Raw genomic sequence first — 15788 nt, 5'->3', positions numbered from 1 at the left:
CGGGTTTCGTGGAGCGTGTGAGCGCGCTCTCCTCGGTGCACCGCGCCCTGCAGGTGCTGGAGGTCGTCGCCGCCGCGGGCGACGGGATCAGCGCGAAGGCCGTCGCGCGCCGGCTCGAGTACAACCTCTCGACGACCTACCACCTGCTCGACAGCCTCGTGTCCGACGGCTACCTGGTGCGCCTCGAGGAACCGCGCGGGTTCGGTCTCGGCCCGAAGCTGCCGGCGCTGCACGACCGTCTCGTCGCCCAGCTGCCCGTGCCGCGGGGGCTCGGCGGGATCCTCGGCGAGGTGCACGGCACCGCGGGCGCGGGCGCGCTCTACGCGGCGTTCCGGGACGACGACGTGGTGGTCGTCGGGCACGACGACTGCGCCCAGCACCCCGTTCCGGTGATCTCCACCTGGCGCGGTGCGCTGCACGCGACGGCCGTCGGGAAGCTCTGGCTGGCCGAGTCCGGTGCCACCGCCCGGCGGGCGATCCTCGACCGCGACGGCCTGCCCTCCCACGCCTACCGCACGATGACCGACCGCGACGAGCTCGAGCGCGAGCTGGACGCCGTGCGCCGCCGTGACCTCGCCGTCGACCGCGGTGAGCTCCGCGAGCGCCTGGCCTGCATGGCGGCGCCGGTGCGGGTGTCCACCGGCGAGGCTCCCGTGCTGGTGGGGGCGGTCGCGGTGGCCGTGCCGGTCGTGCCCGCGGGCGGTCCGGGCAGCATCGCCGACCGCCGCGACCGGCTCGAACGCGCGGTCCGCGAGGGCGCCCGTCGCCTGTCCGTGGCGCTCGCGGATCCCGTTTCCGCTGGATGGGACGACGGCGGGCCGGGCGCCGTACGGCGCGGATAGCCTGCCGCGCATGAGTCCCCGGACCAGCGCCCCGTTCCGCGCCGACCACGTCGGGAGCCTCCTGCGCCCGCCCGCCCTCAAGCAGGCGCGCTCCGACCACGCCGAGGGGCGGATCGGCGCCGACGAGCTGCGCAAGGTCGAGGACGAGGCGATCCGCGACGCGGTCCGGCTGCAGGAGGACGCCGGGCTGCAGGCCGCCACGGACGGCGAGTTCCGCCGCACCTCGTGGCACATGGACTTCCTCTACCAGCTCGACGGCGTGACCTCGTCGAAGGACTCGTCGGTCGAGGTGGCCTTCCGCAACGCCTCCGGCGACCTGACCTTCGCCGCCATGTCGCTGGTGATCGACCAGCGGATCGGGGTCTCGCAGACGATCTTCGGCGACGCCTTCACCACCCTGGCGTCGTTCACCTCGTCGGCGGTGCCGAAACTGACGATCCCCTCGCCCTCGATGCTGCACTACCGGCTCGGCGGCGCCCCGGTGCACGAGGGCTCGCCGTACAGCGACCCCGACGCGTTCTGGGCCGACCTCGCCGCCGCCTACCGCGACGAGGTGTCGCGGCTCTACGACATCGGCGTGCGCTACCTGCAGCTCGACGACACCTCGCTCGCGTACCTCAACGACCCGGCCCAGCGCGAGTCGATGGCCGCGCGCGGCGAGGACGCCGACCACATGCACGAGCGCTACGTGGCCACGATCAACGAGGTCCTCCGCGACCGCCCGGCCGACCTGCGCGTCACCACCCACATGTGCCGCGGCAACTACCGCTCCTCCTGGGCGGCCGAGGGCGGCTACGACTACGTCGCCGAGACCGTCTTCGGCGGCCTCGAGGTCGACGGGTTCTTCTGCGAGTACGACGACGCCCGCTCCGGCGACTTCTCGCCCCTGCGCTTCGTGCCCCGCGGCGACCAGCAGGTCGTGCTGGGCCTCGTCACCACCAAGACCGGCGAGCTCGAGGACCCCGACACCCTCAAGCGCCGCATCGAGGAGGCGACGAAGTACGTGCCGCTCGAGCAGCTCTGCCTCTCCCCGCAGTGCGGGTTCTCCTCGACGGTGGAGGGCAACGACCTCACCGCCGACCAGCAGCGGGCGAAGCTCGACCTCGTCGTCTCCGTGGCGCGCGACGTCTGGGGCTGACCCCTCGCCTCCCCACCCGCCCAGCGCGGGGCCCGGAGACGAACGAACGGCGCTTTCGCTGCTACCGAAGCAGCGAGAGCGCCGTTCGTGTTTCCGGCGACGCGGCGATCGCCACGTCGGGTCGTCCGACCGGGCGAACGATCGCCTCAACGCGGGCGTTCCCCGTGCACACCGGGTGCCGCCGTCCCCAGGTGCCGGCGAGCGAGTACCTTCGCGGGCCGGCGGCGCCGGAGTCTCGACGCATGCCGCGCCGTCCTCGCCAACCGGGACCGACTCCGAGTGAGCTGTCGTTCCTCGCTCCACACCGCGTTGTCGCCGTCGCCGACCTAGTCGCTGCCGGCGTGTCGTCGGCGACCGTCGCCCGCCGCATCCGCCGCGGTCTGTGGCAGCGCCCGGTGCGCGGCACGGCGGTGCTGCAGAGCGGAGTGCCGACCAGGGAACAGCTCGTCGAGATCGCGCTGGTCTACGCCCGTCCCGACGCCGTCCTCACCGGGGTGGAGGCTCTCCGCCGCCACGGGCTGCGCCGGGTCCCGGACACCGATGCGGTCCACGTCCTCGTGGGTGAAGCCCGACGGGTGTCCTCGAGCGCCTTCGTCCTCGTGGAGCGCACCGAGCGACTCCCGGCGCCGGTCGTGCGCGGTGACGTCCCGGTGGCGCCGCTCGATCGTGCGGTCGTCGACACGCTGCGGCGCTGCCCGGATCGCGACGAGGTGCGGGCGCTGCTCGCCGAGGTGATCGGCGCCCACAGGTCGACCGTGGCGCGCCTGCGCGACGAGCTCGAGGCGGGCTCGCAGCGGGGTAGCGGGCTGGTCCGCGAGGTGCTCGTCGAGATCGAGGACGGGATCCGCTCGGCGAGCGAGGGCTGGGCGCGCGACCTCCACGAGTCGAGCGATCTCCCGACCGTCCTGTGGAATCCGAAGGTGCTCCGCGCCGACGGACGACTCCTCGGTCGACCGGATGCGTGGTTCGACGATGTCGGCCTCGCCTGGGAGATCGACTCCTTCGAGTTCCATCCCGAGGGGGACGACGCCACCGCTCGTCGCCGGGCGGCGTTCGTCGCCGCCGGCGTCGTGGTCGTCCACCACCGTCCGCGACTCCTCCGCGCCGACCCGGCGCGGGTGATCGAGGAGGTGTGGAGCCACTACCTGCTCGCCGCCTCCTGCCCCCGGCCCGAGCTGACGGTCGTCCCCGTCTCCGAGGCCTCATGAGCCGTTCGGTGGCGAGGTGAGCGCCGAATGCTGTGGGCCCGGAGGAACGAACGGCGCTTTCGCTGCTTCCGAAGCAGCGAAAGCGCCGTTCGTTCGTCACGACCTGGCCCGCCAACCGAGCGAGCCAGGCGAGCCACGCGAGCTGGACCCGCGACCCCTCAGACGCCGTAGCGCGCCGCGAGCTGGCCGCGGCAGATGCTCGTGTTCGCGTCGACGCCCACCTGGTACGAGCGTGCCTTGCGCAGGTGCAACGGGAGGGCCTCGACGCCGACGGTGGCGCCCGAGGGGTCGACGACGAGCGGGTCGCCGTCGCCCGAGGGGATGCCGAGCTCCTCGCGGCGGGCCCGGAGGCGCCGGAGGTCGTCCGAGGGCGGGGCGTCGCCGAGCGTCATCGCCGCCACCTGCTCCGGGGTCGCCCCCTCGCGCACGAGGGGGCGCACGACGAGGTCGGTGCCGGCCATCAGCGCGCGCTCGGTGAACGTGCGCCGCAGGTCGTCGAGCTCCTCGACGGCCTCGCCGACCTCGGTGCCGGCCATGGACCCGACGAAGCCGGCCCGCGCGGCGACGCCGGCGTTGATGGCGTCGGAGGCGAAGTGGTCGGCCAGCGTCACGTCGGCGACGTCCACACCGGGCACCGCGGACACCGCGTCGTGGGCGTCGGCGACCATGAGGAACGCGAAGTTCGGGGCGCAGAAGTAGGTGGGAAGGCGCAGCGACACGTGCGCGACCCCGTCGGACACGGAGCAGGAGCCGACGAAGTCGAGCGAGACGACGTCGGCGTCGAGCTCCGGGTCGCGCACGGTGCGCAGCGCCTCCCACACCCGCGCCGCCAGGCCCTTGGCCGCCGCCGCAGCAGCCGCGTTGGACCCGGCGACACGGGCGTCGGAGAGCACCGTCATGCCTGGGCCACCGCCTTGTCCTCGACGAGCTCGGCGTCGTCGGCCGAGGCCGGCGCGCTGGCGTCCGCGGAGAGCCGGCACTCGGCCGGCACCGGGATGTCGTAGAGCCGGGCGGCGTTCAGGCCGAGGATCTTCTTCTTGCCGTCGACGCCGAGGCGCGGGTAGTCGTCGTACTCGGCGCTCTCCGGGTAGTCCCAGTCGACGAGGCCCTCGACCTGCCACTGCGGCGTCCAGATGTTGTAGTCCGAGCCGAAGGTCATCTTGTCCTCGCCGACCCAGAACAGCAGCTCGCCCATGACCTTCGCGAAGAAGCGGGGACGGGCGTGCATGAGCCCGCCGAGCACGACCGAGAGGCCGGCGTAGACGTTGGGCTCCTGCGTCGCCATGAAGCAGAAGTCCTCGATGCGCGGCAGGCCCACGTGCTCGACGATGAAGTTCAGGCCCTGGAAGTCGGTCGCCGCGTGGTCGACGTCGGAGACGTCGAAGGCGTCCTTGTCCAGCGGCCAGATCGTCGGGCCCTTGTGGACGTGGATGTTGCGGATGCCCAGTTCCTGGGCGCGCTCGAGGAAGCGGTAGCACTCGGGGTCCGAGAGCTTGAAGCCGCGCGAGTCGCCGTTCCACTCCGCGGTGTAGAGCTTCGCGCCGAGCGGCTGGTAGCGCTCGACGTTCTTCTCGAACTCGCGCATGCCGGCGTCGCCGTCGCGCGGGTCGAAGCGGGTGTTGACGCGGAACTTGTCCGGGTGCTTCAGCGCGAGCTCGCCGTTGCGCTCGCTGGTGTTGAAGCCGTCCTTGTACCACTCGCGCAGGTACGTGGACTGGAAGATGGCGACGTCGACGTGGCCCTCGTCGAAGACCTCGCGCATCAGCTGGTCCTCGGAGACCTTCTGGAACTCCTCGAGCGGCTGGTGCGTCTCGGTGGGGCCGAGCGACTGGTAGGCGTGGAAGCACTCGATCCAGCCCTTGGCGTACTGCTCGGCGCCCTGGACCCAGTTCTCGGGCGAGGCGTCCCAGTAGTGCATGTGGGAGTCGACGACGAAGTACTTCTCACCGTTCTTCTCGTACACGGTGACGGCCTCCTGGTGCTGCGCGGTCGTGGTGGTGGGTGTGGTGGTGGCCACGCGGTCCACATCACACGTGATCGTTTGGGCGTGGGCAAGACCACGGTTTCCGCCTGTCGCCGAAACGGACGAAACGGACAGGGTTCGAGGGTCGCGCGTACCGTCGTGGCCATGCGCATCGTCATCGCCGGCGGCCACGGGAAGATCGCGTTGCGCCTCGAGCGGCAGGCCGCCGCCCGGGGTGACGCGTCGGTCGCCCTCATCCGCGACCCGGCCCAGTCCGACGACGTGCGCGACGCCGGCGCGGAGCCGGTCGTCGCCGACCTCGAGTCGAGCCGCGCCGACGAGCTCGCGACCCACCTGACCGGCGCCGACGCCGTCGTGTTCGCCGCCGGGGCGGGCCCGGGCAGCACCGTCGAGCGCAAGGGCACCGTCGACCGGGACGCCGCCCTGCTGCTGGCCGACGCCGCCGCGACGGCCGGTGTCCGGCGCTACGTGCTGGTCTCGGCGATGAACATCGACAACCCGCCGGCGGCCGGCGACGACGACTCGGTGTGGGCGCACTACCTGCGCGCGAAGAAGGCCGCGGAGGACGCCCTGCGCGCCCGGGACGACATCGAGCTGACGATCCTGCGGCCCGGGCGCCTCACCGACGACCCGGGCACCGGCCTCGTGCGGCTCGGCGCCGTCGACGGCCAGCCGCCCGTGGGCTACGGCGAGGTGACCCGCGACGACGTCGCCGCGGTGCTCCTGGCCCTCCTCGACGCCCCGGACACGGCCGGCGCCGTGCTCGACCTCATCGGGGGCACCGTGCCGCCCGCGCAGGCCGTCGCCGCCCTGAGCGGCGCGAACGCCCCGCGCTGACCCACGCCTCTACCCGATCAGCCCCTGCTCGCGCAGGAACGACCGCGCCACCTCGTCGGGGTCGCGGCCACCGGCGGACACGCGCTCGTTGAGCTGGCGCATCACCGGCTCGGTGAGCGTCGGCGCGAGCATCCGCCCGAGCAGGGCCAGGCGCGGATCGCGGGCCATGACGTCGCTGCGGACCGTCAGCGCGGCGTTGTACGGCAGGAAGTAGCCGCGGTCGTCGACGAGCGTGGAGAGCCGCAGCGGGTTGAGCCGGCCGTCGGTGGCGAACACCTCGCCGAAGGTGCACGGGTTCGCGGCCGCGATCGCGTCGTAGATCTGGTCGATCTCGCGAGTGTCCAGGGCACGGTCGCCGAGGGGCACGTCGTACGTGGCGAGCAGCCCCTGCAGGCCGTCCTCGCGCCCCGTGAACTCCTGGTCGACGCAGAGGGTCCCCTCGGGCGATCCGGAGCGCACGAGGGCGGCGAAGTCGGAGAGCGTCCGGACCCGCAGGCGCTGCGCGATGTCGGTGCGCACGCCGATCGCGTACGTGTTGTTGAACGGCGTGGGGTCGAGCCACGTCACCTGGTTGCCCTCGTCCGCGGTGCGCACGGCGTCGTAGAGCGTCCGCGGGTCGGCGATCGTCGACTCCTGGGAGAGGTAGAGCCGCCAGGCGGTGCCGGTGTACTCCCAGTACATGTCGATCTGGCCGCTGGTCAGGGCGGCGCGGACGTTGGCCGAGCCCTTCGTGTCGCAGCGGTCGACGACGTTCGCCCCGGTCGACTGCAGGAGGGCGATGGTCATCTTGCAGAGCAGGATCTGCTCCGCGAACTCCTTGCCCCCGACGGTCAGCGTCTGCCCGCTGAGGTCGAGCTCCCGGGCGAGGGTCCCCGGCGGCGTGAGCCGCCGGTCGTCCGAGCACCCGGCGAGCAGGGCGGCCACGAGGGCGACCATCAGGGTGAGGAGCAGGACCGGGGAACGCCGGGGTCGGGGCACGGGCGTGGCGCCTTCGTCTCGGAACGGTCGTGGACGATCTTTCCGGTTCCACGACGACGGCCGGCCGGGTCCATCGGGACCCGACCGGCCGCCGCCGTCGTCACATCGTCAGGGGTTCACACGGCTCACTGGCCGCCGATGAAGCCCTGCTGCTGGAGCCAGCGCGTGGCGACCTGCTGGGGGTCCTGCCCCTGCGAGGACACCTGCCCGTTCAGGTCCAGCATCACCTCGTTGGTCAGCCGCGGCGTGATGGCCTCGAAGACGCGGGCGACGGAGGGGTTCCGGTCGAAGACCTCCTTGCGGAAGGTCGGCGACGCGTTGTACTGCGGGAAGTAGTTCTTGTCGTCCTGCAGCGTCACCAGGTTCAGGCCGGGGATGCGGCCGTCGGTGGTGAAGACCTCGCCGAAGTTGCACGGGTTGCCGTTGGCGGTGGCCTGGTAGATCGCGCCCGTGTCGAGCGTGTTCAGCTGCGGCGGGCCGGCCGGCGGGTTGGTGACGCCGTAGGTCCGGAACAGCCCGGCGAGGCCGTCGTCGCGGCCGGCGAACTCGGCCTCGACGCAGAGCGTCGCCGCCGGGTTGCCGCTGTTGGTGAAGTTGCCCCAGTCGGTCAGCGTGCGCAGGTTGTTCTGCTCCGCGAACGGACGGGTCACCGCGAGGCCGTAGGTGTTGTTGAACGGCGACGGCGGCAGCCAGACGATGTTGTTCTGCGCCAGGTCCGCGTCACGGGTCGCGATGTACTGCTGCTCGGAGCCCGGGATCGGCGAGGCGTTCTTGAGGTGGGTGATCCAGCCGGTACCGGTGTACTCCCAGTACATGTCGATCTGCCCGCCGGTCAGGGCGGCGCGGGTCGACGCGGTACCGGTGATGTTGCAGCGGTCGTTGACCGTGGCGCCCACCGACTGGAGGGACGCGATGGTCATCTTGCAGAGGACCAGCTGCTCGTCGAACTCCTTGCCACCGACCGTGTAGGTCTGGCCCTGCAGGTTGATGCCGCTGGCCGCCAGGCTGCCGCCCTGGGCCGCGGGCTGGCCGCTGCCCGACAGGCCACCGCAGCCTGCGGCCAGGAGGGCCGTCGCGGCGAGCGTGACAGCGCCCGCACGCCAACCGGAACGGCGACCGCTTCGGTCACCGCGGAATGTCCACCGCACAGTGTTCTCCTTATCCTCCGGGGTTGGCCGGGCCTCGCGGGCGGGGCGGACGGCCGAGAGAAAATCTCGAGGGGCCGGCGTCAGCCGGACCGGGCTCAGCCGGATCGGGCGACGACGACGCGTTCGACGACGCCGGCGAGCCAGTCGATGAGCAGGGCGACCGTGGCGATGACCGCCCCGGCGACCAGCAGGACGTTGATGCGGTTGAGCCGCAGCGCCTGCTGGACGAGCTCGCCCAGGCCACCCGCACCGATGTAGCTCGCCAGGGTGGCGGTACCGACGTTGAGCACGAGCGCCACGCGCAGACCGGCGACGATGACCGGTACCGCGAGCGGGATCTCGACGCGGAACAGCGTCTGCCGGGACGACATCCCCATCCCGCGCGCCGCCTCGATGAGCGACTGGTCGACCTGCTGCAGACCGATGACCGTGTTGCGGAGCACCGGGAGCAGCGCGGCCAGCGTCAGGCCGATGACGGCGGTGGTGACGCCGAAGTCGAGCCAGAACGCCATGAGCAGCAGGACGCCGAACGGCGGCAGTGCCTGCGCGAAGCCGCCGATGGCGAGGACCGGACCCTGCGCGCGCCGCGCGCCGCGGCGGCTCAGCACGATGCCCAGCGGGACCGCGATGACCAGCACCAGGATCGTCGACAGGGCGGCGAGCCAGAGGTGCTGGCGCAGGAGCCCCCACACGTTGTCGGCGGCGAGCACGCGTTCCTCGATGGTGTCGAGGTCGCGCGTCTGGATGTACACGAACAGCAGGATCAGCAGCAGGAGGATGATCGCCGGCAGGATGACCAGGTCGTAGTGCTGCTGCCAGATCCGCGCGAGGCCGCCGGCCTGCTTGCCCTCGACCTCCTCGACGGACTCCTCCGCCTGGGTGTTGATCGTCTCCGGGGTCGCCGTGCTCATGCGTCACGCTCCCGGGTGCGCAGCCCGCTCACGAGGTCGTTCCAGTGCAGGACGCCCTGCGCGCGACCGGCGTCGTCGACGACCGCGACCAGCGAGGCCGAGCCGTCGAGCATGACGTCGACCGCGTCGTAGACCGTGCCCGAGATGGGGACCGTCACCAGCGCGACGCCCGTGGCGTCGGCGCCCGGCAGGTGGCGCCACGACACCGGCTTGCCGGAGCCGTCGACCTCCACCACCGGGGTGCCGTTGGCGTTGCCGACGGCCCTCTCGTCGGTCTCGATGGGGTGCAGCTCCAGGCGGGCGAGCTCGAGCAGGGACAGCCGCCGGACCGCCGCGCCGCCGCCGACGAAGTCGGACACGAAGTCGTTCGCCGGGCGGGTCAGGACGGTCTCGGGGTCCGCGTACTGCTCGAGCTTGCCGGTCGCGAAGACGGCGATCTTGTCGCCGAGCTTCACGGCCTCCTGGAGGTCGTGGGTGACGAACGCGATCGTCTTGCCGACGGTGCGCTGGATCTCCAGGAACTCGTCCTGGAGGCGGTCGCGCGTGATCGGGTCGATGGCGCCGAACGGCTCGTCCATGAGCATGACCGGCGGGTTCGCGGCGAGCGCCCGGGCGACGCCGACGCGCTGCTGCTGGCCGCCGGAGAGCTGGCGCGGGTAGCGGTCGCGGAACGTCGAGGGCTCGAGGCCCACGAGGTGGAGCAGCTCGTCGGCGCGCTCCTTGATCTGCTGCTTGTCCCAGCCGAGCATCCTCGGGACGACGCCGATGTTGTCGGCGATCGTGAAGTGCGGGAACAGGCCGCCCTGCTGGATGACGTAGCCGATCTGGCGGCGCAGGAGGTCACCGTTGACGTGGGTGACGTCCTTGCCGTCGAGCAGGATGCGCCCCGAGGTCGGCTCGATCAGCCGGTTGATCATCTTGAGCGTGGTGGTCTTGCCGCAGCCCGAGGGGCCGATCAGCATGACGATCTCGCCCTGCTTGATGGTCATGTCGAGCTGGCTCACGGCCGGGCTGGTGCTGCCCGGGTAGATCTTCTCGACGCCCTCGAGAACGATCGTGTCGGTCTGGCCGGCGCCGGGCTCCGGGACGACGGCGGTCTGGTCGGGATTGTCAGACACGGATCCCCCTGGGGATGGTCAGGCGCTGGACGATGGCGAAGAAGATCTCGAAGACGGCGGCGACGATCAGGCACAACAGCGTGCCCGCGAGGACCTGGTAGAAGGAGTTCGCCGCACCGATGCGGGAGATCCCGTTGAGGAGCAGGATGCCGAGCCCGGGTCCCTGGACGACGGCGCCGACCACGGCGATCGAGATCGAGATCAGCGTGGTGACGCGGATGCCGTTGAGGATGACCGGCCACGCCAGCGGCAGCTGGATGGTGAGCAGCCGGCGCAGCCGGCCGTAGCCGAGGCCCTTGGCGGACTCGAGCACCGCACGGTCGACCGTGGTGAGGCCGGCGACGGTGTTCCGCAGCACCGTGTAGAGCGTGTAGATCGTCAGCACGATGATCGCGGTGGTGACCCCGAGCCCGGTGATGGGCAGGAACAGCGCGAACAGTGCCAGCGACGGCACGGTGAGCAGCGCTGCGGTGAAGACCAGCCCGCCCTCGCGCACGCCGGCCGCGAACCAGTCGAGGGAGAACCGGCGCGGGTCGGGCTCTCCGGTGGAGACCGCCAGCCCGAGGGCGACGCTGATCAGCGAGCCCAGGCCGACGGCGATGAGGACCACCAGGAAATGGGCCTGCGTCAGGAACACGATCTGCTGCGAGTTGCTGGCGAGATAGTCCAGGAAGTTCACGACGCTCCTCTCTCGGGAGCAGGGGGGGTGGACAGGGGAGACACCTCGGTGGTCGGTCCGGATGGTCCGGCGCGGGCGGTGGCGCGCCCCGGCGAGCTCGCCACCCCCAGCGCCCGGGACAGGTCGGAGGCCGCCCGCAGCACCGCGGCACGGACCTCGTCGAGCACGGGGTCGACGCGCGACTCGGGACCGCTCACCCCGAGGGCGGCGACGACGGCGCCGCTGCTGTCGCGCACCGGCGCGCCGAGCGAGAGGAGGCCGCGGTCGGTCTCGTGACGGGCGATCGACCAGCCCCGGAGGCGCTCGTCGGCGATCCGGGAGACCAGCTCGTCGAGCGAGCGCGGCGCGGCCGGGCCGGCCGGTCCGAGACCCTCGGGCACGATCACCCGGGCGATCGCGGCGGTGTCGAGGTCGAACAGGAGTGCACGCCCGGTGGCGGTACACGACAACGGCACCGTGCGCCCCACCCACCCCGCGGCGCGCAGCTCGCTGTCCGGCGCGGCGGTGCTGATGGTCATGACGCTGCCGCCGCTGCGGATGCCGACGTCGACCCGCTCGCCGAGCAGCGCGGCCTCGCGCGCCACGGCGGCGTCGGCCTCGTCGCGCAGCCGCCGGTCGACCGCGGTGGCGCCGATCGCGAACAGGCGCGTGCCGATCCGGTAGCGCAGCGAACCGGGTTCGCGGTCGACGTACCCGGCGTCCGCGAGGAGCTTGAGCAGGCGCGAGACCTGCGACTTGTCCCGTCCGAGCTGGCGCGCGATCTCGACCACGCCGAGCGAGGAGGGCCCGCCGGGGGTGCCGAGGAGGTCGAGGACGTCGAGCGCGCGGTTGACCGGGCCGCCGGCCTCGTCGCGCGGGCGCCGCCCCCGGGTCGCCGGGTCCTTCGGGCCGATGGCCGCGGTGGTCGCGGTGGTCGCGGTGGTCGCGCTCGGGGAGCGGGGCGCCGGGGCCTCGGGCCCGCCGGTGCGCGCACGAGGGCTCACGACCCGCCCTCCCCTCCCGTGTCCCCGTCGCGCAGATCGTCCTCGGTGGGGCGTCTGGGGCAACGGGCGTTGTCCCTGCGACAACGGCTGCGGGGACATTAGGCGGGGGAAGCGCGAGTTGTCACCCCGTTGGTCCGACATTCGAGGGACGTTTACCGGGGGAGTCCGGACGCGGTGGGTAGCAGCGGAGGGCGCATCGGGACGTGCACGACCGGATTCTTGCAGCTCCAGGGCACGTTTGTGATCTGGGACACGCCCTGAGGGCCCGCGGCATCACGGGCGGTGACGCGGCACCTGTGTCGAGATCGTGATGTGCCGGGAACACGGCGGGCCGCCCCTGCGGGGCAACCCCGGCACGGTCAGCGCGCGTCGGGCCCGGGACGCGCGCCGCCGACGGCCGCCCGCGGCGTGCCACCGACACCCCAGAGGGCGAGCAGACGGTCCTCGATGCGCTCGAGCTCACCGGCCACCGCGACGTGGGCGCTGCGCCGCCGGCTCGCGGGCATCTGCTCCGCGGCGCGCACGGCCGACTCGAGGTCGGACAGGCGCTGCTCGGCGTCCTCGACGAACGCGCGGATCTCCGACGAGCGCGTGCTGTCGCCGCCGCCGTGGCGCGTGCGCAGGTCCTGGACGGAGAGCGCGATGTTGTGGACGCGCGCGTAGAGCGCGGCGCCGCGGCCGGTGAACTCCCCGAGCTCGTCCGGCGCGACGCCCAGCTGGCGCGCGCGGTGCGCGTCCCAGCGGTCCCGGGCCATGCCCACGCCCTGGTACACGATCGGGGCCACGATCGGCACGACGATCCGGGCGATGCCGATGTAGCGCTTCACCTTCGCGCCGGTCCACGGGTCGAGGCCGTCGAGGCCGTCGTCCTTGTCGACCTCGGTCTCCTCGGAGCGCTGGCGCTTCTTCGCGGCCTTGAGCGCCTTCTTGTCGCCGAGGAGGGTCGCCTCCTGGGTCTCCGCGAGGTGCCGATCGGCGAGGGCCGCACGGCGACGTTCCTTCTGCGCCTTGACGGCGAGGTCGGCCGCCTTCCTGCTCACGACGTAGACGTCGTCGCCCACCTCCATGGCGTCCGCCTCCGTCGCCGGCCGCTCGCGGCGCCGCAGCAGTCCCATGGACCCTCCCGTCCTCGTGTCCGCCCATGTCCCGGCCGGATCTCCCGCACCCTAGTGGCGGGGGCGGTACGCCGGGGGGCGTGATCCGCCCGGCGCGTCGATGGCCCGAGTGCCCGGGCCGTCGCGGTTCCACACGCCCGGCCCGGACGCCCCCGGCCCGCGACGACCAGCGGTGTCGGGGTGCCGTGGGAAGCTCGGAGCATGAGCACGACCACCGCGCACGAGGCGGGCGACGGGTGCGCGGCCCCCCCGGCCACCCCGGCCGCCTCCTCCGCCGCTGCGCCGGACTCCCCGGCGTCGGCGGGCGTGCCGCGCCCGGTCCTGCTCGACGCGGCCGCCACGACGCGCTGCCGCCGCCGGGTCCACCTCGAGCACGTCCCCCCGGAGGATCTCGGGCCGGGCGGCCCGCCTCCCGGCGACGACGCCGATCCGGGGGTCGCGATGCGCAAGGCGGACGCGGCGTCCCACCGGGCCGCGCTGGCCGCCCGCTGGGCCGAGCTCCTCGGCTCGCGATGGGCCGCGGTGCCCCCCGCCCCGAGCGCCCGGGAGCGTGCGGCCGCGACGCGGGAGGTGCTCGCCGACACCGCGTGGCTGCCCGACGTCGTCGGCGGCGCCGAGCTGCCCGCCGGCGAGGGCCGTCGCGGGGGCGCCGACGCGCTGGTGCGTGCGGTGCCGGGCGACCCGTCCGCGGGCTGGTGGCCGCTGATCGTCGTGCGCCACCGCGTCACCGACCCGGGCGAGGGCGCGCTCACCTCCCCGCTCGCCCGCCCCCATCCGGAGTGGGCCGCGCCGGACGACGCGCGGCGGGTCCGCACGGTGACGCGCGACGTGCTGCGCCTGGCCCACCTGCACCGCATGCTGCGGGCCGCGGGCCTGGCGCCGCCCGAGGGCCCGGACGCGCCGGTGTGGGGCGGGGTCGTGGGCCTCGACGCCGACGTCGTCGTGTGGATCGACCTCGCGGCCCGGTCGGGCGGGTCGGGGGGCCCGGGCGGGCGCAGCGCGCTCGACACCTACGACCGTCGCCACGCCGATCGGCTGGCCGTCGCCGAGGCCGCGCGGTCGCGCGCGCCGGCGCTGGCCGAGCCCTCGCGCATCACCGAGTGCCGGCGCTGCCCCTGGTGGCCGACGTGCGAGGCGGCGTTGCGGGCGGCCGACGACGTCAGCCTCGTCGTGCGCGGCGACGCCGCGCTGCGGCTGCGCGGCCGCGGCGTCGGCACGGTGCGCGAGCTCGCCGCGCTCGACCCGGCCGAGGGCCTCCCGGGCCCGGAGCCCGATCCCGAGGTCGGCGAGGGCGGCTTCGAGGGTCCGGACCTCGTCGAGGCCGTCGCGCTCGCCCGGGCGTGGACCCACGACGTCCCGCTCGTGCGCCGCGTCGCGCGGCCCGCCGTCGCGCGCGGCGACGTCGAGGTCGACGTCGACATGGAGAGCCTCGGCGAGGACGGCGCCTACCTCTGGGGTGCGCTGCTCTCGGGCGCCGACATCGGGCTCGAGCACGGCTACCGCGCGTTCGTCACGTGGGACCCGCTGCCCACCCGCGACGAGGGCCGCTCGTTCGGTGAGTTCTGGACGTGGCTCGCCGACGTGCGCGCCCGCTGCGCCGCGCAGGGGCTCGTGCTGCGGGCCTACTGCTACAACGAGCAGGCCGAGAACCGCTGGCTGCGCGGGTCGGTCGAGCGCTTCGGCGGCATGCCGGGCGTGCCGTCGGCCGACGAGGTCGAGGAGTTCATCGCCTCCGAGGCGTGGATCGACCTGTTCCCCGTCGTCAGCGAGTCGTTCCTCTGCCCCCACGGCAAGGGCCTCAAGCGGGTCGCGCCGTCGGCCGGCTTCGCCTGGCACGACCCGGAGGCCGGCGGCGAGAACTCCATGCGCTGGTACCGCGACGCGGTCGGGCTCGACGGCGGCGAGCCCGACCCGGCGCAGCGCGAGCGGCTGCTCGTCTACAACGAGGACGACGTCCGGGCCACGTGGACGCTGCGCACGTGGCTGACGTCGGAGCGGGTCCTGGAGGTCCCGTTGCTCACGGAGCTGTGACCCGAGCTGCGAGGTCTCACCGCGGCTGCATGCGCAAGCCGCCGTCGAAGCGGATGACCTCGGCGTTCAGGTAGTCGTGCTCGATGATCTGGGCGACCAGCTGCGCGTACTCGTCGGGTCGCCCGAGCCGCTGCGGGAACGGGATCCCGGCGGCGAGCTGCTCGCGGAACGACTCCTCGACGCCCGCGAGCATCGGGGTGTCGATGATGCCGGGCGCGACGGTCATGACGCGGATGCCGTACTGGGCGAGGTCGCGGGCCGCCGGCACGGTCATCCCGACGACGCCGCCCTTCGAGGCGGAGTAGGCGATCTGGCCGATCTGCCCCTCGAACGCGGCCACCGACGCGGTGTTGACCACGACGCCGCGCGCGCCGTCGGCGAGCGGCTCGGTCGCCGCGATGGCCTCGGACGCGAGCCGCATGACGTTGAACGTGCCGATGAGGTTGACGCCGACGACCTGGTTGAAGACGCCCAGGTCGTGCGGGCCCTTCTTCGACAGGACCCGGCCCGCGGTCCCGATACCGGCGCAGTTGACCACCACGCGCAGCGGGAAGCCGGTCGCGGTGGCGGCCTCGACCGCCGCGGCCACCTGGTCGCCGTCGGTGACGTCGGCGCCGACGTAGGAGACGTTGTCGAGCGCCTCGGCACCGTCGACGGCCTTCGGCAGGTCGATCGCGACGACGCGGGCGCCCTGCCCGGCGAGCCGGCGGACGGTGGCACCGCCGAGGCCGGAGGCCCCGCCGGTGACGATCGCGGCGACGTCCTTGGTGTCCATCTCGGTGCGGTGCTCCTCTGCGGGCGGGAAACGGTCGGGGG

15 protein-coding genes are annotated in these 15788 nt (G+C 73.3%); 5 read left to right on the top strand and 10 right to left on the bottom strand.

The genetic code is table 11. From position 1 onward, the window contains the following. Positions 1-17 precede the first annotated feature (17 nt). From WCD41_RS09770 to WCD41_RS09760, 3 genes are all read left to right on the top strand, one after another. Entirely contained in the window at positions 18-842 is an 825-nt protein-coding gene (locus WCD41_RS09770) for an IclR family transcriptional regulator (protein ID WP_337713198.1), read from the top strand. Positions 843-852: 10 nt separating this feature from the next. Then, on the top strand, positions 853-1980 hold the full coding sequence (locus WCD41_RS09765; protein WP_337713197.1) for a 5-methyltetrahydropteroyltriglutamate--homocysteine S-methyltransferase: 1128 nt from the start codon (positions 853-855) through the stop codon (positions 1978-1980). Between the two features lie 341 nt (positions 1981-2321). Next, a complete protein-coding gene (locus WCD41_RS09760) occupies positions 2322-3188 on the top strand; it encodes a hypothetical protein (RefSeq protein ID WP_337713196.1) in 867 nt (288 codons plus the stop codon). Positions 3189-3346: 158 nt separating this feature from the next. Here the strand turns inward: WCD41_RS09760 and WCD41_RS09755 are convergent, their stop codons facing one another. Both WCD41_RS09755 and WCD41_RS09750 read right to left on the bottom strand, forming a co-directional pair. Further along, entirely contained in the window at positions 3347-4087 is a 741-nt protein-coding gene (locus WCD41_RS09755; protein ID WP_337713195.1) for an iron-sulfur cluster assembly protein, read from the bottom strand. Next, the gene (locus WCD41_RS09750) at positions 4084-5151 is read right to left on the bottom strand and encodes an amidohydrolase family protein (protein WP_337713359.1); all 1068 of its coding nucleotides are present in this window, start codon (positions 5149-5151) and stop codon (positions 4084-4086) included. Before WCD41_RS09750 ends, WCD41_RS09755 begins: the two co-directional genes overlap by 4 nt. Positions 5152-5316: 165 nt before the next feature. Between WCD41_RS09750 and WCD41_RS09745 the strand changes: the two genes are divergently transcribed. Continuing rightward, entirely contained in the window at positions 5317-6009 is a 693-nt protein-coding gene (locus tag WCD41_RS09745) for an NAD(P)H-binding protein (protein ID WP_337713194.1), read from the top strand. Between the two features lie 9 nt (positions 6010-6018). On the opposite strand, the gene WCD41_RS09740 is transcribed toward WCD41_RS09745, so the two are convergent. From WCD41_RS09740 to WCD41_RS09710, 7 genes are all read right to left on the bottom strand, one after another. Beyond that, positions 6019-6987, bottom strand: coding sequence for a glycine betaine ABC transporter substrate-binding protein (locus WCD41_RS09740; RefSeq protein ID WP_337713193.1), 969 nt, complete (start codon positions 6985-6987; stop codon positions 6019-6021). Between the two features lie 125 nt (positions 6988-7112). Next, positions 7113-8135: a glycine betaine ABC transporter substrate-binding protein gene (locus tag WCD41_RS09735; RefSeq protein ID WP_337713192.1), complete on the bottom strand. Its 1023-nt coding sequence runs from the start codon at positions 8133-8135 to the stop codon at positions 7113-7115. 95 nt (positions 8136-8230) lie between these two features. Next, entirely contained in the window at positions 8231-9046 is an 816-nt protein-coding gene (locus WCD41_RS09730; protein WP_337713191.1) for an ABC transporter permease, read from the bottom strand. Then, positions 9043-10164, bottom strand: a complete 1122-nt coding sequence (locus tag WCD41_RS09725) for an ABC transporter ATP-binding protein (protein ID WP_373695097.1) — start codon at positions 10162-10164, stop codon at positions 9043-9045. Before WCD41_RS09725 ends, WCD41_RS09730 begins: the two co-directional genes overlap by 4 nt. Beyond that, entirely contained in the window at positions 10157-10843 is a 687-nt protein-coding gene (locus tag WCD41_RS09720) for an ABC transporter permease (protein ID WP_337713190.1), read from the bottom strand. The genes WCD41_RS09725 and WCD41_RS09720 overlap by 8 nt, the downstream gene beginning before the upstream one ends. Next, positions 10840-11826 carry an IclR family transcriptional regulator gene (locus tag WCD41_RS09715; protein ID WP_337713189.1) on the bottom strand — a complete coding sequence of 329 codons (987 nt, stop codon included), beginning with the start codon at positions 11824-11826 and terminating at the stop codon, positions 10840-10842. The genes WCD41_RS09720 and WCD41_RS09715 overlap by 4 nt, the downstream gene beginning before the upstream one ends. A gap of 359 nt (positions 11827-12185) precedes the next feature. Next, the gene (locus tag WCD41_RS09710; RefSeq protein WP_337713188.1) at positions 12186-12941 is read right to left on the bottom strand and encodes a DUF6474 family protein; all 756 of its coding nucleotides are present in this window, start codon (positions 12939-12941) and stop codon (positions 12186-12188) included. Positions 12942-13142: 201 nt separating this feature from the next. Between WCD41_RS09710 and WCD41_RS09705 the strand changes: the two genes are divergently transcribed. Beyond that, complete coding sequence (locus tag WCD41_RS09705; RefSeq protein ID WP_373695096.1) at positions 13143-14972, top strand: TM0106 family RecB-like putative nuclease; 1830 nt, start codon at positions 13143-13145, stop codon at positions 14970-14972. 16 nt (positions 14973-14988) lie between these two features. Here the strand turns inward: WCD41_RS09705 and WCD41_RS09700 are convergent, their stop codons facing one another. Next, positions 14989-15747 carry an SDR family NAD(P)-dependent oxidoreductase gene (locus WCD41_RS09700; RefSeq protein WP_337713187.1) on the bottom strand — a complete coding sequence of 253 codons (759 nt, stop codon included), beginning with the start codon at positions 15745-15747 and terminating at the stop codon, positions 14989-14991. Between the last annotated feature and the right edge of the window lie 41 nt (positions 15748-15788).

The organism is Actinomycetospora aeridis, assembly GCF_037400275.1.
GTDB lineage: Bacteria > Actinomycetota > Actinomycetes > Mycobacteriales > Pseudonocardiaceae > Actinomycetospora > Actinomycetospora aeridis.
This window is presented reverse-complemented; position numbering and strand designations above follow the sequence as displayed.